This window comes from Streptomyces sp. MB09-01, assembly GCF_033794505.1.
GTDB lineage: Bacteria > Actinomycetota > Actinomycetes > Streptomycetales > Streptomycetaceae > Streptomyces.
The window spans coordinates 17777-37406 of record NZ_JARAYQ010000058.1 but is presented as its reverse complement, the minus strand read 5'-3'; the positions used below and the strand labels follow the sequence as shown (position 1 = coordinate 37406).

Sequence of the window (19630 nt, the reverse complement as noted above, 5' to 3'; positions counted from 1 at the left end):
CCTCCATGACGCCCGACAGTGACACGCCCGCCCGGATCCCCCGGCCCCGACATGCCGGAAGGCATAGGGTCCGGAGGGTGAGCGACCTGTTGCTGGTGAGGCACGGAGAGACGTCCTGGAGCGCCGACGGGCGGCACACCGGACGCACCGACGTCCCGCTGAACGCGCGCGGGGTCGAGGAGGCCCTCTCGCTGGCCCCCTACTTCCAGGACCGGCACCCGGCCCTGGTGCTGACGAGCCCGCTGCACCGGGCCGTCGCCACGGCCGAACTCGCCGGACTCATCGGCGGGGTCGCCGACCCCGACTTGTACGAGTGGGACTACGGAGGCTACGAGGGCATCACCACCCAGGAGATCCGGCGGACCACCCCGGAGTGGTCCTTGTGGACCGACGGCGTCCCGCCCGGTGACCCGGCGCACCCCGGTGAGAGCGCCGCCCAGGTGGGCGCCCGCGCGGACCGCGCCCTCGCCCGGGTAGCCCCCGTGCTCCGCACGGACGGCGGCAACGCGGTGCTCGTCGCCCACGGTCACTTCCTGCGCGTCCTCACCGCCCGCTACCTGGGCCTGGAGCCGGCGGACGGCCGGCTGTTCCTGCTGCGCACCGGCACCGTCAGCGTGCTCTCCACCGAACACGGCCTCCCGGTGGTCGCGGGCTGGAACATCCGCCCCTGACCGGTCCGTCCCGCCTCGCGCGCCCGTGCCGGGTGCGTGACCATTCGTACATGGGTCAGGACGGTACGGATGTGGTGCACCCGCCGGGCGACGGGGAAACGGGGCTCAAGGCCAACGCGATCGGGTTCCTCGACGCGCTCGTCATCGGCCTGAACTCCACCTCTCCCGCCTACTCCCTGGCCGCCGTGCTCGGGCCGATCGTGGCCCTGGTCGGGATCTACGCGCCGGGCGTGATGCTGGCCTCCTTCGTGCCGATGCTCCTCATCGCCGCCGCCTTCTACTACCTGAACAAGGTCGACCAGGACTGCGGGACGACCTTCTCGTGGGTCACCCGGGCCATGGGCCCCTGGGCGGGCTGGCTCGGCGGCTGGGCCATCGCCATGACGGGCGTACTGGTCATCGGCTCGCTCGCGGACGTCGCCGTCAACTTCGGCCTGCTGGCCTTCGGACTCGACGACTGGGCCGCCAACGCCTGGATCCGGCAATCCCTCACCGTCGCCGTGATCCTCGCCATGACCGCCATCTGCGTCATCGGCACCGAGCTCTCCGCCCACCTCCAGGACGTCCTCATCCTCGCCCAGGTCTTCTTCCTGCTGGCCTTCGCGGTGGTCGCCATCTACCGGATCTACGCCGGCACCAGCACCCTCGAGGAGATCGAGCCGTCCCTCTCCTGGCTCAACCCCTTCGGTGCCGGCGGCGCCGCCCTCACCGGCGGACTGCTGCTCGGCGTGTTCATGTACTGGGGCTGGGAGTCCGCGGTCAACCTCACCGAGGAGGTGGAGAACTCCGCCACCGCGCCCGGCAAGGCCGGAATCTGGTCGACGGTCATCCTCCTGGTCACCTACCTGTCCGTCTGCTTCGCGGTCGTCGGCTACGCGGGCACCACCTTCCTCGCCGAGAACGCGGCCGAGGAGGAGGCCATCTTCGCCGTGCTCGCCCACGAGGTCATGGGCGGCTGGGACTGGATGGTGCTCCTCGCCGTCTGCACCTCCGCCCTCGCCTCCACGCAGACCACGATCATCCCGGCCTCCCGCACGGCCCTGTCCATGGCCCGCCGGCACGCGCTGCCACCGCCGCTCGCCCACATCCACCCGAGGTTCCGGACCCCGGACGTGAGCACGTGGTGGGTGGCCGGCATCGCCATCGGCTGGTACCTCGTCGTCAACCAGATCAGCGAGAACGCGCTCCTGGACTCGCTCACCGCGCTCTCCCTGCTGATCGCCTTCTACTACGCGCTCACCGGCCTGGCCTGCGCCGTCTACTACCGCCGCCACCTGCGCGAGAGCGTGCACAACCTCCTGCTCATCGGGGTCGGCCCGGTGGTCGGCGCCGGCCTGCTGATCTGGCTGCTGGTGGAGTCGGTCGGCGACATGTCCGACCCGGAGAACTCGGCCAGCGGCGTCTCCTGGTTCGGGCTCGGCCCGCCGCTGGTCATCGGGATCGCGATCGCCGTCGTCGGTGTGCTCGTCATGTGCTTCTGGCGGGTACGGGACGGCAGGTTCTGGCAGGAGCGGCGGGGCGTGGTCGACCCGGCCCTCGTCCGTGCCGGGAAGCGCTGAGGAGTCCCGATGTCCGTGGTCCTTGGATACGACGAGTCCCCCGGCGCCGAACGGGCGCTGCACGTGGCGCTGGAGGTGGCCACCGCTTTCGGCGAGCCCCTCGTCCTCGTCTACGGTGCGGCCGCCCCGGGCGCCACCGGAGAGGAGTACCGCGCCCACCGGGAGGCCGTCCGCCAGGTGGGCCGCAGCGCCCTCGCCCGCGCCGTCGAGGAGGCCGACGCGGCCGGAGTGCCCTCGACGGTCGAGGTGGTCGACGAGAAGCCGGCCCAGGCCCTGCTGGACGCCGCCGAGCGCCACCACGCCCGCGTCATCATCGTCGGCAGCTGGGGCGACAGCCCGATCCGCGGCGCCCTGCTCGGCTCCACCCCGCACAAGCTCCTGCACCTGTCACCGGTGCCCGTCCTGTGCGTGCCGACGGAAGGCGGCCCGGCGCAGTGACCGCGGGCGGCTCACCGCCGCGCGGGAAAGCCGGACCGTTGGCCTCCGGATGGCCGAAGATCCTCGCCAGTGACTGAGCCAATGGTCCACTTCCAAGGGGTCCGCTTGAGCCATTGCCCCTACGGATGGTTATCTGTGGCGTATCCATGTACTTACGGCGCCGCGCAGCGCCGGACGGCAACGAGGCCGGTTCCGGAGCGCGGCGCTTTCGCCGTGCCCGTCCGCCGCCCACCACCCCCGGGCGGCGCCGCGCCGGCGCGCACCACACGAGGGGGGCGGCACACCGCCGTGAAGAGGATGTTCGTGGCTCCGGATCCGGGGCGTCTGAGACTCAGGAACGCGGCCCGCGCGGTGATCGGCGTCGCCGCCTCCGTCGCCCTCGCCGAGCTGTGCGGTCTTTCCCTGAGCGCCTCCATCACCGGGGGACTGGCGGCGCTCCTCGCCCTCTTCACCGTCACCGACGCGACCGTGCGCCGCCAGGCCGTCACCACCGCCCTGCTGCCGGCCGCCGGATTCCCGGTCCTCGCCCTCGCCACCGCCCTGCACGGGCTGACCCCCGCCCGCGACGCGGCCTTCGTCCTCGTCGTCTTCTGCGGGGTCTACGCCCGCCGCTGGGGTCCGCGCGGACACGCGCTCGGGATCTTCGCGTTCATGAACTTCTTCATCACGCAGTTCCTGCACGCCGTCCCCGCCCAGCTCCCGGAGCTCTTCGCCGCCGTGGGCCTGGCCCTGGTCGCCTGCGGCGCCGTACGGTTCGTGCTCTGGCCCATCGAGCGGCGCACCCCGCCGCCTCCCGCCCCCGCGCCGCTGCCCGGACGAGGACTCGCCCGGCACACCACCCGCCAGGCCGTCCAGGCCACCGCCGCCTGCGCCGTCGCCCTCGCCATCGGCCAGGTGCTCTCCGAGGACCGCTGGTACTGGGCCGTCGGCACCACCTGGTGGATCTTCGTCAACACCGCCTCGCGCGGCGAGACGCTGGTCCGGGGCTTCCGCCGGGTGCTCGGCACCGTCATCGGTGTGGCCGCGGGCGTACTGATCGCCATCCCGCTGAACGGCGCGCCCGCACCCACCGCCGTCCTGGTCGCCGGCTGCGTCTTCGCGATCTTCTACACGGCCGCGGTCTCCTACAGCTGGATGATCCTGGCCGTCACGCTCATGGCGGGGCTGCTCTACGGCCTGCTCGGCGTGCTGGACCCCGGCCTGCTCCTGCTGCGCCTGGAGGAGACGGCTGTCGGCGCGGTGTGCGCCGCGCTGGCCGTGGTGCTCGTCCTGCCCGTCACCACCCACGCCACGAACGACGCCTGGATCCAGCGGGCCCTGCACTGCGTGCACGCGGCCACGGCCCAGGCCGCCGCCCGCCTCGCCGGCTCCGAGGCGGCCGATCCGGCGCCCCACGCCGCCGAACTGGAGACGCTGCTGGCCCGGGTCCGGATGGCGCTGGCCCCGCTGGTCCACCCGCTCAGCCCGTTCCGTGCGCGCAAGGCCCGCGCCGGCCAGGTCATCGCGCTGCTGGACGACTGCGCCCGCGAGGTGCGCGGGCTGGTGGCCGTGGCCGCCGATCCGGACGCGAGCCACGACGCCCGCCTCGCCGCGGCCTGCTGGCGCGTCGAGGCGGCGGTGGAGGCGCTGACCGCCGAGGAGCGGGGCGCGAGCCGGCCCGGCACGGCGCGCGACCTCGCGGCTCACACCGCCGGGTCCGAGCCCGCGCTGGCCCATCTCCAGGGCCTGGAGCGGGCGCTGGTCGAGCTCGCCGCCCCGCTGGGCACCGACCCGCGGGCGCCGTTCGTCGTCAGCGCCTGACCAGCCCCTGCGCGGGCTCCGCCAGGCCGGCCGGCAGTCGGCCGGCGGAGTGCACCACCCCGAGGGCCTGGGTGGCCCGGGTCAGCGCCACGTACAGGTCGCTCGGCTGGAAATCGGCCGGCTCCACCACGATCACCGTGTCGAACTCCAGCCCCTTGGCCTGGCGCGGATCCAGCAGCACGACCTCCCGGGTCAGATCCGGCTCCGCGCCCTCCCGCACCCCCGGCAGGACGGCGGCCAGCGCCGCGTGCCGCTCCCGCGGCGCGATCACCGCGAGCCGCCCCTCCGCAGGCAGTTCCCGCTCCACGGCCTCCGCGACCGCCCGCGCCGCGTCCCCCGCCGCGCGCACCCACGGCCGCACGCCGGTCGCCCGCACCGAACGCGGCGGTTCGAAGCCGGGATCGCGCTCCCGCAGCACGGCCGCCGCCACCTCCATGATCTCGGCCGGCGTCCGGTAGTTGACCCCGAGCCGGACCAGCTCCCAGCGCTCGCCCACGTACGGGGAGAGGATCCGCTCCCAGGAGCCGCAGCCCGCCTCGTCGGCGGTCTGTGCGGGATCTCCGACCAATGTCATCGACCGGGTGGGACAGCGCCGCATCAGCAGCCGCCACGCCATCTCCGACAGCTCCTGCGCCTCGTCCACGATCACGTGCCCGAAGGCCCAGGTGCGGTCGGCAGCGGCCCGCTCGGCGGCGCTGCGGTGGTCGGCCTCCTCCTGGCGCTCGGCCATCCGCTCGGCGTCGATGATGTCGTGGGCCGCCAGGAACTCGTTCTCCTCGTCCTCGAACTCGTACGACTGCGAGCCCTCGGACAGGTCCAGCACCCCCTGCGCGTACGCGATGCGCCGCTGCCGCTCCCGTTCCTCGGCGGCACGCCGGGCGCTGTCGTCCTCCCCGAGCAGCTCGGCCGCCTCGTCCAGGAGCGGCACGTCGGCCGGCGTCCAGTCCGGCCGCGCCGAGGGCGCGCGCCGGACCAGTTCGGCCTCGTGGGCGGGCAGGTGCGTGGGGTCCGCCAGGAAGTCGGCGACCAGCTGCTCGGGGGTGAGGGAGGGCCACAGGGAGTCGATCGCCGCGTGCACGGCGGGGCTCATCGCGATCTCCTTGCCGAGCTGGGCGACGTCGTCCGGGCCGAGCAGGTTCGGACCGCCGTACGGATCGGCCCCCAGCCGGTCGGCGAGCTGCGCGGTGAGCGCGTCGATGATCCGGAAGGCGAAGGCGGGGCGCGCCTGGTTGTGCGGCAGCCCCGTCGCCCGGGCCCGGTCCCGCGCCTCGTGCGCCATCGTGCGGTCCAGCAGCAGGGTCCCGTAGTCGTCGTGGTCGATCTCCAGCGCGGGCTCGGGGACCGTGTCGTACTCCTCGCCGGTGTCCGCCGGCACGGTCTCGGGCAGGCCCTGCCGGTCCGCCACGACCCGGGCGAGGACCTCCGCCATCGCGACCCGGCCCTTCACCGCGGCGGCCCCCGGGCGGTCGGCGCCGGTGGCGTGCACGCCGGGGAAGAGCTCGCCGGGAGTGGCGAGCAGTACGCCCGTCTCGCCGAGGGAGGGGAGCACCTCGCCGATGTAGCCGAGGAAGGCCGGTCCCGGCCCGACGATGAGCACCCCGCGCTTGGCGAGGAGTTCCCGGTGGGCGTACAGGAGGTACGCGGCCCGGTGCAGCGCTACCGCGGTCTTCCCGGTGCCGGGACCGCCCTCCACGACCAGCACCCCGCGGTGCGGGGAGCGGATGATCCGGTCCTGCTCGGCCTGGATGGTGCGCACGATGTCGTGCATGCGGCCGGTCCGGGCGGCGTCGAGGGCGGCGAGCAGCACGGCGTCGGCGTCGGCGCCCTCGTGCCCGGTGCGCTCCGCGTCGGTCAGGTCGAGGATCTCGTCGTGCAGGGCGGTGACCTCGCGCCCCCGGCTGCTGATGTGCCGCCGGCGGCGCAGCCCCATGGGGGTGTGGCCGGTGGCGAGGTAGAAGGGCCGGGCCACCTCCGCGCGCCAGTCCAGGACCAGCGGGGTGCGTTCCGCGTCGTCCGCGCGGATTCCGATCCGGCCGATGTGGTGGTCGCGGCCGTCGGAGAACTCCAGACGGCCGAAACAGAGGCCGTTCTCGCCCGCATTCAGTGCGGATAGCAGACCGGACTGCTCGGCGACCATGACATCGCGTTCCAGGCGCGCCTGAAACCCGCTTCCGACGTCGCGCAATGCCCCTTCGACCGCATGTTCGGCCTGGTCGCGCAGGTAGTCGAGGCGCCGATAGAGACCGGTGACGAATTGCTGCTCTTTACGGAATTCCTCGGTTGACAATTGCACTCCCACCGCGATACAGTGTCCTCGTAAGTTTCTTGTGGCTTCATTTTCCGTGAAGTCACGAACCAACAAATATACTCTCCCGCATCCCTCGGCAGCGAATTCGGCCGGGGGATTTTTTGCGTACGGTGGATCCCATGACCACCGCACACGGCTCCGCCGACGGAATCGTCTACCGCCTCGCCCGCCCCGAGGACGCGGGTGCCATCGAGGCCCTGGACGGTTCCTTCACCACTGCCACGGTCTTCGAGGTGACCGCCTCCGACGACGGCTTCGGCTTCCGGCTCCGCGAGGTCCCGGTCGACCCGCCCGTGCACAAGGTGTTCCCGCCCGAGGAGCACGACGAGCAGGGCTTCGGCGGCGCCGCGGGCCGGGACGCGGACGCGCGCACCTACGTGGCCCTCGACGGCGGCGAGGTGTGCGGCTTCGCGGCCGTCGGCTACGCCGCGTGGAACCGCCGCCTCACGATCGAGGACATCGAGGTCGCGCCCGGCCGGCGGGGCCGCGGCATCGGCCGCGCGCTCATGGAGTGCGCGGCGGAGTACGCCCGCGAACGCGGCGCGGAGCACCTGTGGTTGGAGGTCAGTTCGGTCAACGCCCCGGCCGTGCACGCCTACCGGCGCATGGGGTTCGGCTTCTGCGGCCTCGACACCGCGCTGTACGGCGGTACGCCCGCTGCCGGCGAGCAGGCGCTCTACATGAGCCGCCCCTGCCGCTGACCCGCCCGCGTGCGCAGCCCGGCGCGCGCACGGTCAACCCCCGCGCCTGCGCCGGATCGTACGCCCCAGCACCCCCTGCTCGCAGGCCTATCGTCGAAGATCACTCAGAGGAGTGTTCCGGCCGCTCCTGCCGCACACCGCTGACCTGCGGCATGTACAACGGGTAATTGTTCATTGCACATTCATCCGGCACGTACAGGGTGGATCTGGTCGGACAGGGGGTAACCGCCCGGAATGGAAATTCTTCAACAGCGCTCCACCACCGCTCAGGTGTGGGAAGCGGCCGAGGAGTTCATCCGACTCTTCCACCGGGAGACCAAGGGCGCAGGCGATCCGCGCGTCCGGCTCGCCGCCGTCAGGGCCGAACTGGCCCGGACCGGCACCTATGTGCACACCCCCGAGGAACTGGCCCACGGGGCGCGCGTGGCCTGGCGCAACAGCAACCGCTGCATAGGCAGGCTCTACTGGAACTCGCTGCGGGTCCGGGATCGCCGCGGGCTCACCGACGCCGACGACATCGCCGCCGAGTGCTTCGATCACCTGCGCGAGGCGACCAACGGCGGCAGGATCAGACCCACCATCACGGTCTTCGCCCCGGACGCCCCGGGCCGTCCCGGCCCCCTGATCTGGAGCGAGCAGCTCGTCAGGTACGCCGGCTACGGCGACCACCCCTCCGTCACCGTCGGCGACGCCCGCAACGCTCCGCTCACCGAGGCCCTGCTCCGGCTCGGCTGGCCCGGCGGCTCCGGCAGCCCCTTCGACCTCCTTCCGCTGGTGGTGCAGGGCGTCGACGACAAGCCCCGCTGGTTCGAGACCCCCGCGGATGCCGTCCTGGAGGTGCCGATCGACCACCCCGACGGCGACGGCTGGGCGGACTGGGGCCTGCGCTGGCACGCGGTGCCCGCCATCTCCAACATGTGCCTGGAGATCGGCGGCATCCACTACCCGGCCGCGCCCTTCAACGGCTGGTACATGGGCACCGAGATCGGCGCGCGCAACCTCGCCGACACCGACCGGTACAACCTGCTGCCGGCCGTCGCCCGCCGCCTCGGCCTGGACACCTCCAGCGACCGCTCGCTCTGGAAGGACCGCGCGCTCGTCGAGCTCAACCGGGCGGTCCTGCACTCCTTCGACCGTGCCGGCGTCGCCATCGCCGACCACCACAGCGAGTCCCGGCGGTTCCTGTCCCACATGGAGCGGGAGGAGCGCAAGGGGCGGGAGGTGGGCGCGGACTGGTCCTGGATCGTGCCGCCGATCTCCGGCTCCGCCACCCCGGTCTTCCACCGCACCTACGAGGACAGCCCGAGCAGCACGGCGTACGTCCACCACCCCGGCGCGCAGGAACGGGCCCAGGGGCGGGATTTGGTCTAGACCTTCTGTTACCGTCGGCTCCGAACGGATCCGAGAGCAGTGAGAGGGGCCTCGTGTGGGCGGCGCTGACAGTACGGACCATTGCGGCGAACACCGGGCCTACATCGGCTCGTTCACCTCGGGGGGCGGCCGCGGTGTCACCACCGCGGCCGTGGATCCGGTGACCGGAGCGCTGACCACGCTCTCGGTCGCCGCCACGGAGGACCCCTCCTACCTCACCCTCGCCCCGGACACCGGCGTGCTCTACGCGGTGAACGAGACCGAGGGGGGCGCGGTGAGCGCCTTCCTGCCGACCGCCGACGGCCTCGCCCCGCTCGGTGCGGCCGTCCGTGTCGGCGGCTCCGGCCCTACCCACCTCAGCGTGAGCGCGGGCCGGCTGCTCACCGCCAACTACACCTCCGGCAGCGTCAGCAGCCTCCCGCTCGCCGCCGACGGCAGCCCGGCCGGGCCCGCCCACGTCCTCGCGCACGAGGGCAGCGGCCCCGACCCCGAGCGCCAGGAGCGCCCGCACGCCCATCAGGTGCTGCCCGACCCGACCGGCCGCTGGGTGCTCAGCGTGGACCTCGGCACCGACTCGGTGCGGGTCTGCGCACCCGACCAGGCCACCGGCGCGCTGCGGGTGCACTCCGAGACGGTGTTGCGCGCCGGGACCGGGCCCCGCCACCTCGCCTTCCACCCGGAGGGCGCCGTGGTCTACGTCCTGCACGAGCTGGAGCCGCTGCTGACCGTCTGCCGCTGGAACGGGGCGTCCGGGCAACTGGAACCGGTCCGCGAGGTTCCGGTCGCCTCCACGGGCGCCTCAGGGGCCGTACGGGCCTACCCCTCGGCGATCGTCGTCTCGCCCGACGGGCGGTTCGTCTGGGTGGCCGTCCGGGGCGCCGACTCCATCACCACGCTCTCCCTCGCCGACGGGCCCGAGGAGCCGAGGCTCACCGGCGCCGTGGACTGCGGCGGCGAGTGGCCGCGCGACCTCGCCGTCGACGCCTCGGGTCGTCGGCTCTACGCGGCCAACGAGCGCTCGGGCGACGTCACCTGGTTCGACGTGGACCCGCCGACCGGGCGCCCGCGCCGAGCCGGCTCGGTGGCCGTGCCCGCGGCCACCTGTGTGGTCCTCGACTGACCGCGTACGGACGTACCGGGCGGGCGAACGGTGCGTACCTGTGGGGCGTCCGCACACCGCCACGGAGAAGGCCCCCGGCGGCCCTGGAAACCAGGGCCACCGGGGGCCTTCTCCGTCACGGACGGGCGGGTCAGTGGGCAGCGGCGCCCTGGCTGATCCCGAGGGCCGCGGAGTACTGGGCGACGGCCAGCTTGCCGAGCGCCGGGTAGGCCCCGAGCACCTCGGCGGTGGCGCAGTCGGCCTCCTTGCAGGCGGTGTCGAGCAGCCCCTCGGCCGCCTCCGGGCCGATCAGGTACGGGGCGAGCGCGAGCTGCGTGGAGCCCTCGGCGCGCAGCTGCTCGGCGACGGCGGCCACCGAGCCCTCCTGGTCCAGCGCGGCCGCCATGACGGGCACGGCGAGACGGGCGGCGAGCAGCATGCCCGTGATCCCGGCGGCCTGGACGGCCTCCTCGCCACCGGTCGTGGCCAGCACGATGCCGTCGGCGGCGGTGGTCACGGTGAAGAGCCGGGCGCGGTCGGCGCGGGCCAGGCCCGCCTCGGACAGCCGCACGTGCAGGCCCTCGGCGAGCAGCGGGTGCGGGCCGAGCACGTCGGCCAGCTCGGCGGCGGCCGAGGAGTCCATCAGCGCCTGGCGGACCCGGCGGAGCAGGTCTGCGTCCGGACCGGCGAGCAGGGGCACGACCACGGCGTCGGGGCCGGTCGGCGCGGGCACCTCGTGGCCGGCGGCGCGGGCGAACTCCGCGCGCGCGGCACGCTCGGTCGCGACGGCGGTCAGCACGCCGGACAGGGACGGGAACTCGGAGGCGTCGTCACCGTCGAGGAAGCCGATGCGGGCATCGAGGCCCGGCAGCTCGGAGCGGCCGATGCTGATGATCTCTTCCGCGAGCCCTCGCGAGGCGGCCGAGGGGGCACCGGGCACGGCGAGCACCAGCGCGGGCGCGCCCTCGGGCGCCGCCGCGGGCTCGGGCCGGCGGTGCCGTCCGGTCTGGCGGGGTCGCGGCATTCGTACGGGCAGGCCATTTGCGGGCCCAGTGGGGGAGCTCATGGCGCCGCATGCTACTGGCTTATCGGAACAAGGTGTTCGGGCAGGGCCTTCTCCGGCGGCATCTGTCCGCATTTATCCGATGAAGAGCAGATACCGTCAACTCACCGACGGTAGGCGCCCGGCCACCCGGTTGGACCAGTAGAGTGACACAGCGTGGCACCACGACCCTTGAATGAACTCCTCGAAGCAGGCTGGGCGAAGGCCCTGGAACCCGTGTCCGGACAGATCGCCGCCATGGGGAACTTCCTCCGCGGCGAGATCGCCGCGGGCCGGACGTACCTGCCGGCCGGCGCGCACGTACTGCGCGCCTTCCAGCAGCCGTTCGACGACGTCCGCGTCCTGATCGTCGGACAGGACCCCTACCCCACACCGGGGATGGCCATCGGCCTGAGCTTCGCCGTCGCGCCGGAGGTGCGCAGGCTGCCGGGCAGCCTGGAGAACATCTTCCGCGAGATGAACTCCGACCTCGGACTGCCGAGGCCGTCCAACGGGGACCTCACCCCGTGGACCCGGCAGGGGGTGCTGCTGCTCAACCGGGCCCTGACGACGGCCCCCGGCCAGCCCGCCGCCCACCGCGGCAAGGGCTGGGAAGAGGTGACCGAGCAGGCGATCCGGGCACTCGTCGCCCGGGGCAAGCCCTTGGTGTCGATCCTGTGGGGCCGCGACGCGCGCAACCTGCGGCCACTGCTCGGAGACCTGCCGGCGGTCGAGTCGGCGCACCCCTCGCCGATGTCGGCGGACCGCGGCTTCTTCGGCTCGCGCCCGTTCAGCCGGGCGAACGACCTGCTGGCGCGCCAGGGGACGCAGCCGGTCGACTGGCGCCTGCCCTAGGACCCGTGCCCGGTCCGTCCCCGCTCGGGATCCGGTCCGGGGGGACCGTGCGTTCCCGGATGACCGTGCGTCGTCGGCCGTGTCCGTCCGGGCGCGGTCGTGTCCGGACGTGTCTTCGCATCCGTTCCGGCGGTGCACGGGGAAGGATGGGCGAACGGGAGGGTCCGGCGCCCGCCGGCCGCCCTCCCGGGACGGAACGAACGGAGCACAGCCCGTGAGCACGCAACCCCGGAATCCGACCCCGCCCGCGACCCCGGCCACCGGACTGCACTGCCTGGTCACCGGCGCGGGCGGCTACATCGGCGGCCGGCTCGTCCCCGAGCTGCTCGACGCCGGCCACCGCGTGCGCTGCCTGGCCCGGACCCCGGCCCACCTCAGGGACCACCCGTGGGCCGGCCGGGCCGAGGTGGTCCACGGCGACGTCACCGACGCGGCCAGCCTGCGTCCCGCGCTGCAGGACGTGGACGTGGCCTACTACCTGGTGCACTCGCTGGGAGCCGGCCACGAGTTCGAGGAGACCGACCGTCGCGCGGCCACCACCTTCGCCGCCGAGGCCCGCGCCGCCGGGGTCGCCCGCATCGTCTACCTCGGCGGCCTCACCCCGCGCGACGTGCCCGAACAGGAACTCTCCCCGCACCTGCGCTCCAGGGCCGAGGTCGGCCGGATCCTGCTCGGCTCCGGGGTGCCCACGACCGTACTGCGCGCAGCCGTCGTCATCGGCTCCGGATCGGCCTCGTTCGAGATGCTCCGCTACCTCACCGAACGGCTCCCCGTGATGGTGACGCCGAGCTGGGTCGGCACCCGCGTCCAGCCCATCGCCGTACGGGACGTGCTGCGCTACCTCGTCGGCAGCGCACGGATGCCGCGCGACGTCAGCCGGGTCTTCGACATCGGCGGTCCCGATCTCCTCACCTACCGGGACATGATGCTCCGCTACGCGGCCGTCGCCGGACTGCCCCGGCGTCTCATCCTGCCCGTCCCCGTGCTCACCCCGCGCCTGTCCAGCCACTGGATCGGCCTGGTCACGCCGGTGCCGGCCGCCCTCGCGCGTCCGCTGGCCGAATCGCTGAAGTACGAGGTCGTCTGCGCGGAACACGACATCCGGCAGTACGTGCCCGACGGACCGGGGACGCCCGTCCCCTTCGACCGCGCTCTGGCGCTCGCCCTGGAACGGGTCAAGGAGGCGCGCGTCACGACCCGCTGGTCCAACGCCTCGCTGCCCGGCGCCCCGAGCGACCCGCTGCCCACCGACCCCGACTGGGCGGGCGGCAGCCTCTACACCGACGAGCGCGAGCAGGCCGTCCCGGCGACCCCGCAGCAGCTGTGGCGGGTCATCGAGGGGGTGGGCGGCACGAACGGCTGGTACTCCTTCCCGCTGGCCTGGGCGGTACGGGGCCAGCTCGACCGGCTCGTCGGCGGGGCGGGGCTGCGCCGGGGCCGGCGCGACGCCGACCGGCTCCGGGTCGGTGACACGCTCGACTTCTGGCGGGTCGAGGAGATCGAGAGGGGACGCCTCCTGCGGCTGCGCGCGGAGATGCGGCTCCCCGGACTCGCCTGGCTGGAAATGCGCGTCGACCGCGATGCCGCGGGCGGCACGCTCTACCGCCAGCGGGCCCTCTTCCACCCGCGCGGCCTGGCGGGACAGCTGTACTGGTGGAGCGTGGCGCCGTTCCACGCCGTCGTCTTCGGCGGCATGGCGCGAAACATCGCGCGAACGGCCGAGAGGACGGCGGAGGAACCCGCCGAGGAGGCAACCGGCGGCACGGCGGGACCGGTGGCGCATCCGGGAGGCGGCAGCCGGGGGAAGTGAGGACGGCAAGTCCGCACGCAGCCCACCCGCCGTCGCCCGCGCGCGCCCGCAGGGTGGCCGATCGCCGGGAGTGGCGCCATGAACTCCGTCGTCCTCTTCACCTCCGACCTCCGCCTGCACGACCACCCGCCCCTGCGCGCCGCCCTGGCGGCGGCGCACGACGTCGTGCCCCTGTTCGTCCGGGATCCCGCCGTCGACCGGGCGGGGTTCGCCGCGCCCAACCGGCTGGCCTTCCTCGCCGACTGCCTGGCCGACCTCGACGCGGGCCTGCGCGACCGCGGCGGGCGGCTCGTCGTTCGCACCGGGGACCCCGTCACCGAGGTCCACGCCGTGGCGCGGCAGGCCGATGCGGACGAGGTGCACATGGCGGCCGGCTGCTCCCGCTTCGCCCGCGACCGCGAGGCACGGCTGCGGCGCGCCCTGGAGTCCGACGGTCGCCGCCTCTACGTGCACGACGGGGTGATCACCGCCGTGCCGCCCGGCGCCCTCACCCCGCAGGGATCCGACCACTTCGCCGTCTTCACCCCGTACTTCAAGCGGTGGGCCGCCGAGCCGCCGCGCACCCCCCTCACCGCTCCCCGGGCCGTCCGGGTGGTCCGCGGGATGCGCTCCGAGGAACTGCCCGGGCGCGCCTCCGTGGCGCACGTGTCGGAGGGCCTCCCCACGGGCGGGGAGAAGGAGGGCCGCCGCCGGCTCGACGCCTGGCTGTCCCGGCTCGCCGACACCTACGAGGAGCGCCACGACGACCTCGCGGGAGATGCCACCTCCCACCTGTCCGCGTACCTCCACTTCGGCGCCGTATCGGCCACCGAGGCCGTCCACCGGGCACGGGCCCGCGGCGGCGCGGGCGCGTCCGCCTTCGTACGGCAGCTGTGCTGGCGGGACTTCCACCACCAGGTGCTCGCCGCCCGGCCGGAGACGGCCGTCGCCGACTACCGGCCCCGGCAGGACCACTGGCGGCGGGGCGCCGAGGCGGAGGCGGACCTCCGTGCCTGGCGGGAGGGGCGCACCGGCTACCCGATGGTGGACGCCGCGATGCGGCAACTCGCCCACGAGGGCTGGATGCACAACCGGGGGCGCCTGATCACCGCGTCCTTCCTCACGAAGACGCTGTACGTCGACTGGCGCGAGGGCGCCCGTCACTTCCTGGACCTCCTGGTGGACGGCGACGTCGCGAACAACCAGCTCAACTGGCAGTGGGTGGCCGGGACGGGGACGGACACGCGGCCCAACCGGGTCCTCAATCCCGTCCTCCAGGGGCGGAGGTACGACCCCCACGGGGCCTACGTCCGCCGCTGGGTCCCCGAGCTCGCGGGCCTGCCCGCCGGGACCATCCACGAGCCGTGGAAGCTCACCGGCCCCGAACGGGATGCCTGCGACTACCCCGACCCGATCGTCGCTCTCGCCGACGGCCTGGCCCGCTTCCGCCACGCCCGGGGCCGGGAGTGAGCCTGCCCGCGGACCGGGGCGGGGCGCAGGACGACGCACGAACGATGCGAGTTGAAGCGCTTCGTCGCCGCGTCGGAGCCTGAAGGGGCGGGAGCGGCCGAGCTTCCGGCAGCGGCGAGGAGGCGGAGTCGTCATGAGCGCACCACCCGGCACGACCGACGTGATCTCGGACGAGGAGATCGGCCGTGGGATCGGGCGGGGCGACGCGGACTGCTTCGCCCTGGCCCACCGGCGCTGGGGCCGTCTCGTGCACCACCTGGCCGCCCGCACGCTGGGCGACCTCGGGGAGGCCGAGGACGTCACCCAGCAGGTCTTCCTCGCCGCGTGGACCGGCCGCGCCGGGTACGACCCCGCACGCGGAGCTGTTCCCGCCTGGCTGGTCGGCATCACCCGCCGGAAGGTCGCCGACGCGCTCACCGCCCGCACGCGCCGGCTCGACCTGGCCGTGGCGGCCGGCGCGGCCCTGCAGCCGGCCGCCGCGGCGCCCGACGGCTGCGAGCGCGCCCTCGACCGTCTCTGCGTCACCCGTGAACTGGAGCGCCTTCCGCGCCTCCAGCGCGAGGTCCTGGCCCTCGCCTTCTACGCCGACCTGACCCAGGTCCAGATCGCCCACCGCACCGGTCTGCCGCTGGGCACGGTCAAGAGCCATGCCCGGCGCGGACTCCAGCGGCTGCGCCGGGCCCTAGGGGGCGTCGTAGAGACGGGAGATGAGGTCGAGCGCCTCCCGCAGCCCACCCGGTCGCAGGGTGCCGGGTGCGGGGGCGCGGCCCGCCCAGCCCGGGCCGGCGAGCAGCATCACGGGGTGCGTCCGCGCCCCCTTGACTCCGAAGGTGCTCGCGGCGACGTGCCGGGCCAGCGCGTGGTCGGCCGTGGAGCGGGCCTGGGACCAGAGCACGACGGCGGCCGGTCCCGTGCGCCGCACGGCGGCGTCCAGCGCCTCGGCGGGGACGGCGGCACCGAACATCCGGGCCGGCAGGCCGCGTTCGCCGAGCCCCGCCGCCAGCGCCTCCAGGGGCAGGGTGTGCTGCTCGGCGGGGACGCAGGCCAGCAGCACCGGGGGAGTGGCGGCCCGGCGCTCCGGGGCGGCGGGCGCCACGCGCCGCAGCGCGGTGGAGACGTGCCAGGACAGCAGGTGCTCCACCTCGACGTAACGGTCGCCGGAGGACTGCCACTTGCGCCCCACCGCGTGCAGGGTGGGCACCATGACCTCCTCCCAGACGGTGACGAGCCCGTGGCCCGCCATGAGGTCGCCGAGCAGCGCGTCCAGGGCCGGGCCGTCGAGGCGTACGGCGGCGCGGGCCAGGCCCCGGCTCTCCCGGAGCACGTCGCGCTCGTCGCCGGGGCGCGAGGGCACGTCGGCCGGTCCCGGCAGCCGGGCCGGCCCGGGCCGGCCGACCGGAAGACCCGCCCCGGCGCCGCGATCGGTGATCGCGCCGGCACGCCGGCCCCGCGCAGCCCGCGCCGCCTCGGCGGGCGGCACTCCGGAGGCGGTGAGCCGGCACATCTCCTCCAGCATCGCGATGTCCCCGGGGGTCCAGCGGCGGTGGCGTCCGCCCTCGTGCGCGGCGGGACCGATGCCGTACCGCTGGTCCCAGGACCGCAGGGTGGTCGGGGACACGCCCAGGTGACGCGCCACCGCCCCCGTGGTGATGCCGTGCGTCGTCTCGGACATGCCCTTACCGTACGACGCACGAACGATGCGGGTTCCCCGCTACCCGCCGATGGTCGCCGCCCGCACGCACAGCACGTCCGGCAGGTGCTCGGCCAACAGCTGCCAGCTCTCGCCGTCGTCGTGGCTGGCGTACAGCTCGCCGTTGCGGTTGCCGAAGTAGATGCCCGCGGGGTCCGCGTCGTCCGTGCACAGCGCGTCCCGCAGGACCGTGCCGTAGTGGTCTCCCGAGGGCAGCCCCTTCGACAGCGGCTCCCAGCTGGCGCCCGCGTCCCGGGTGCGGAAGACCCGGCACCGGTGCTCGGCCGGGACGCGGTCGGAGTCGGCGTTGAGCGGGAAGACGTAGGCGGTGTCCGGCCGGTGCGGATGGGCGGCCACCGCGAAGCCGAAGTCGGAGGGGAGCCCGCCGCCGATGTCGGTCCACCGGGCCCCCGCGTCGTCGCTGCGGTAGACGCCCCAGTGGTTCTGCAGGTACAGCCGGTCCGTGTCCCCGGCGTCCTGGGCGATCTTGTGCACGCACTGGCCGAACTCGGGGTGGGGATCCGGCAGGAACACCGCCGAGACCCCCTCGTTGGACGGTTCCCAGCTGGCCCCGCCGTCCTTGGTCCGGAACACCCCGGCGGTGGAGACGGCCACGGTCACCGCGTCCCGGTCGCCGGGATCGGTGATCACCGTGTGCAGGCCCTCGCCGCCGCCGCCCGGGACCCACTTGTCGCGGCTCGGGTGCTCCCACAGCGGGCGGACCAGCTCGAAGGACTCGCCTCGGTCCGTCGAGCGGAACAGCGCGGCCGGCTCCGTTCCCGCGTACACCACGTCCGGGGCCTCGGGCCCGGCCGGCTGCAGCTGCCAGACCCGCTCCAGCGAGGCCCCCGTGTCCTGGGGGAACTTCACGGCGGCGGCGGGCTCGCGCCAGGTGGCGCCCAGGTCGTCGGAGCTGAAGACCGACGGCCCCCAGTGCGTGCTGTCGCCGCCGACCAGCAGCCGGGGGGCCGGCCCCCGCCGGTCGACGGCGACCGCGTAGACGGCCTGGGCATTGAAATGCGGCCCGTCGAACTCCCACGGTCCGTCCCCTCGGCGACGGCCGATGAAGAGCCCCTTCCGGGTTCCCACGAGCAGCAGTACATCGGGCATGGCCGGTACCTCCGGACCTCGTCGTCCTTGCAGGGCGTTCCTCGTGAAGCGTGTTTCCGGCCAGTCTGCACCCACCCTCTGACAGCGGCCCGGCGGACGGCACCGGGCTGCTGAGCAGCCGATCGATACCGATCATTTACCCTCCGGAAATCGTTGCTGCTTGAACGTGGGCGTCCGGAATGGATTGACTTCAGGCCACTGCACTTCTGCCGTCGCACGCGAGAGGACCTTTGTGGCCACCGAGCACTTGTCGCCGCTCGACCTCGCCTTCTGGCGGATCGAATCCGCCGCCCACCCCATGCACCTCGGCGCCCTCGCCGTCTTCCACACCGCCGCACCCGGGCCGGCCGCCGCACCCGGGCCGGCCGCCGGACCTGGGCCCACCGCCGGACCCGGGCCCACCGCAGGACCTGGGCCCACCGCAGGATCCGGGGCCGCGTCCGGGGCCGCCGAGCGCGCCGCCGCACTGCTCGCCGCCCGCTGCGCCGCCGTGCCGGGCCTGCGCCGCCGGATCCGCGACGTGCTGCTGCCGGTCGGCGCGGCCGCCTGGTCGCCGGACCCCGCTTTCGACCCGGCGCGTCACGTGTTCCTCGTCCGTACCGACGAGGAGGACCCGCAGACCGCCGCCGGCCCGCTGATGGCCCGGCCGCTGGACCGGGAACTGCCGCCCTGGGAGGCCCACGTGCTGGCCGGGCCGGACCCGGAGTCCTTCGCGGTGCTCTTCAAGTTCCACCACGCCCTCGCCGACGGCCTGGGCGCACTGGCGCTGGCGGCCTCGCTCTTCGACGAGGGACCGGCCCCGCGGACCTCCGTGCGCCCGGTCCCCGAGCAGCGGGCCGGCTCCGCCCTGCGCCGGCTCCCCGGGGCCCTGGCCGCCCGGGTCCAGGACGTCGGCCAGGCCCTGGAGATCGGCGCCGCCGTGGCCCGCTCCGGGCTGCCGCTCGGCGTCCCCGCGGCCCTCACCGCGGACCCGGCGGGCAAGGGGACCCGGGCCGTCGCGGGTCTCGCCCTCGACCTGGACGAGGTCAACCTGGTCCGCAAGGCCGCCGGTGGCACCGTCAACGACGTGCTCATCTGCGTGGTCGCCGGGGCGCTGCGGCGCTGGCTGGAGGAGCGGGGCGATCCCGCGCCGACCGGGCCGGGTCCCCGCGCGCTGATCCCCGTGTCCCGCCGGGGCCGGGCCGGAGCCGGCGGCGGGAACCGGCTCTCCGGCTACCTGCTGCGGCTGCCGCTGGCCGAGCGCGACCCGCTGCTGCGCCTGGACCGGATCCGGGCGGCGATGGACCGCAACAAGGACGCCGGACCCGCCCGCGGCGCCGGGGCCGTCGCCCTGCTCGCCGACCACGTCCACCCGCTGGGCCACCGGCTCGGCGGCCCGCTCGTCGCCCAGGCCGCCCGGCTGCTCTTCGACATCCTGGTCACCAGCGTCCCGCTGCCCGGACTGACCTTCACCCTCGGCGGCAGCCGGGTCCGCGAGGTCTACCCGCTCGCCCCGCTGGCCCGCGGTCAGTCACTGGCCGTCGCGGTGTCCACGTACAAGGGAACCGTCCACTACGGCCTGGTCGCCGACGCGGCGGCCGTCCCGGACCTGGATGCCCTGGCAGGGGCGCTGCGCGCGGAGCTCGACGCGCTTGTACGAGAGGTCTCGTAGTACGAGAGAATTCGTAGTACGGTGAGTCTCGAACTTAGCCGCCGATCCCCGGCGCGCCCGGTGACATCTGGAGCCC

Annotated in this window: 15 protein-coding genes and 1 pseudogene; 12 read left to right on the top strand and 4 right to left on the bottom strand. The window is 74.3% G+C overall.

All coding sequences use genetic code 11. From position 1 onward, the window contains the following. Window positions 1-77 precede the first annotated feature (77 nt). The 4 genes from PV721_RS15095 to PV721_RS15080 all read left to right on the top strand — a co-directional run bounded on the left by PV721_RS15095 (window position 78) and on the right by PV721_RS15080 (window position 4468). Window positions 78-671, top strand: coding sequence for a histidine phosphatase family protein (locus tag PV721_RS15095; protein ID WP_319724263.1), 594 nt, complete (start codon window positions 78-80; stop codon window positions 669-671). A gap of 50 nt (window positions 672-721) precedes the next feature. After that, window positions 722-2230, top strand: a complete 1509-nt coding sequence (locus PV721_RS15090) for an APC family permease (RefSeq protein ID WP_319724261.1) — start codon at window positions 722-724, stop codon at window positions 2228-2230. A 9-nt stretch (window positions 2231-2239) separates the two neighbouring features. Then, window positions 2240-2668: a universal stress protein gene (locus tag PV721_RS15085; RefSeq protein WP_319724259.1), complete on the top strand. Its 429-nt coding sequence runs from the start codon at window positions 2240-2242 to the stop codon at window positions 2666-2668. A 297-nt stretch (window positions 2669-2965) separates the two neighbouring features. Next, the gene (locus PV721_RS15080) at window positions 2966-4468 is read left to right on the top strand and encodes an FUSC family protein (RefSeq protein WP_319724266.1); all 1503 of its coding nucleotides are present in this window, start codon (window positions 2966-2968) and stop codon (window positions 4466-4468) included. Here PV721_RS15080 and PV721_RS15075 read toward each other — a convergent pair. Continuing rightward, the gene (locus tag PV721_RS15075; protein WP_319724257.1) at window positions 4458-6755 is read right to left on the bottom strand and encodes a HelD family protein; all 2298 of its coding nucleotides are present in this window, start codon (window positions 6753-6755) and stop codon (window positions 4458-4460) included. The genes PV721_RS15080 and PV721_RS15075 overlap by 11 nt on opposite strands. Before the next feature lie 140 nt (window positions 6756-6895). Between PV721_RS15075 and PV721_RS15070 the strand changes: the two genes are divergently transcribed. From PV721_RS15070 to PV721_RS15060, 3 genes are all read left to right on the top strand, one after another. Then, the gene (locus tag PV721_RS15070; protein ID WP_319724256.1) at window positions 6896-7477 is read left to right on the top strand and encodes a GNAT family N-acetyltransferase; all 582 of its coding nucleotides are present in this window, start codon (window positions 6896-6898) and stop codon (window positions 7475-7477) included. Window positions 7478-7711: 234 nt separating this feature from the next. Then, window positions 7712-8848: a nitric oxide synthase oxygenase gene (locus PV721_RS15065; RefSeq protein WP_319724254.1), complete on the top strand. Its 1137-nt coding sequence runs from the start codon at window positions 7712-7714 to the stop codon at window positions 8846-8848. Window positions 8849-8903: 55 nt separating this feature from the next. Continuing rightward, the gene (locus PV721_RS15060) at window positions 8904-9968 is read left to right on the top strand and encodes a lactonase family protein (protein WP_319724252.1); all 1065 of its coding nucleotides are present in this window, start codon (window positions 8904-8906) and stop codon (window positions 9966-9968) included. Between the two features lie 130 nt (window positions 9969-10098). Here PV721_RS15060 and PV721_RS15055 read toward each other — a convergent pair whose 3' ends face one another. Continuing rightward, window positions 10099-11013 (bottom strand): hypothetical protein, encoded by a 915-nt coding sequence (locus PV721_RS15055; protein ID WP_319724250.1) that lies wholly within the window; start codon window positions 11011-11013, stop codon window positions 10099-10101. 153 nt (window positions 11014-11166) lie between these two features. Here PV721_RS15055 and PV721_RS15050 point away from each other — a divergent pair, with 153 nt between their 5' ends. The 4 genes and pseudogenes from PV721_RS15050 to PV721_RS15035 form a co-directional block, all read left to right on the top strand. Further along, window positions 11167-11844 (top strand): uracil-DNA glycosylase, encoded by a 678-nt coding sequence (locus PV721_RS15050; RefSeq protein ID WP_319724248.1) that lies wholly within the window; start codon window positions 11167-11169, stop codon window positions 11842-11844. Between the two features lie 214 nt (window positions 11845-12058). Beyond that, window positions 12059-13654 (top strand): SDR family oxidoreductase, encoded by a 1596-nt coding sequence (locus tag PV721_RS15045; protein WP_319724246.1) that lies wholly within the window; start codon window positions 12059-12061, stop codon window positions 13652-13654. Window positions 13655-13732: 78 nt separating this feature from the next. Continuing rightward, window positions 13733-15103: a deoxyribodipyrimidine photo-lyase gene (locus tag PV721_RS15040; protein ID WP_319724244.1), complete on the top strand. Its 1371-nt coding sequence runs from the start codon at window positions 13733-13735 to the stop codon at window positions 15101-15103. Window positions 15104-15236: 133 nt separating this feature from the next. After that, window positions 15237-15788: pseudogene (locus PV721_RS15035) on the top strand (sigma-70 family RNA polymerase sigma factor); the annotation flags it as partial. On the opposite strand, the gene PV721_RS15030 reads toward PV721_RS15035, so the two are convergent. Further along, window positions 15786-16775 (bottom strand): MerR family transcriptional regulator, encoded by a 990-nt coding sequence (locus tag PV721_RS15030; protein ID WP_319724242.1) that lies wholly within the window; start codon window positions 16773-16775, stop codon window positions 15786-15788. The pseudogene PV721_RS15035 and the gene PV721_RS15030 sit on opposite strands and share 3 nt — an antisense overlap. Window positions 16776-16814: 39 nt before the next feature. Beyond that, window positions 16815-17903, bottom strand: a complete 1089-nt coding sequence (locus tag PV721_RS15025; RefSeq protein ID WP_319724240.1) for an exo-alpha-sialidase — start codon at window positions 17901-17903, stop codon at window positions 16815-16817. A 232-nt stretch (window positions 17904-18135) separates the two neighbouring features. Between PV721_RS15025 and PV721_RS15020 the strand changes: the two genes are divergently transcribed. After that, window positions 18136-19554, top strand: a complete 1419-nt coding sequence (locus PV721_RS15020) for a wax ester/triacylglycerol synthase family O-acyltransferase (protein WP_319724238.1) — start codon at window positions 18136-18138, stop codon at window positions 19552-19554. Window positions 19555-19630: the final 76 nt, after the last annotated feature.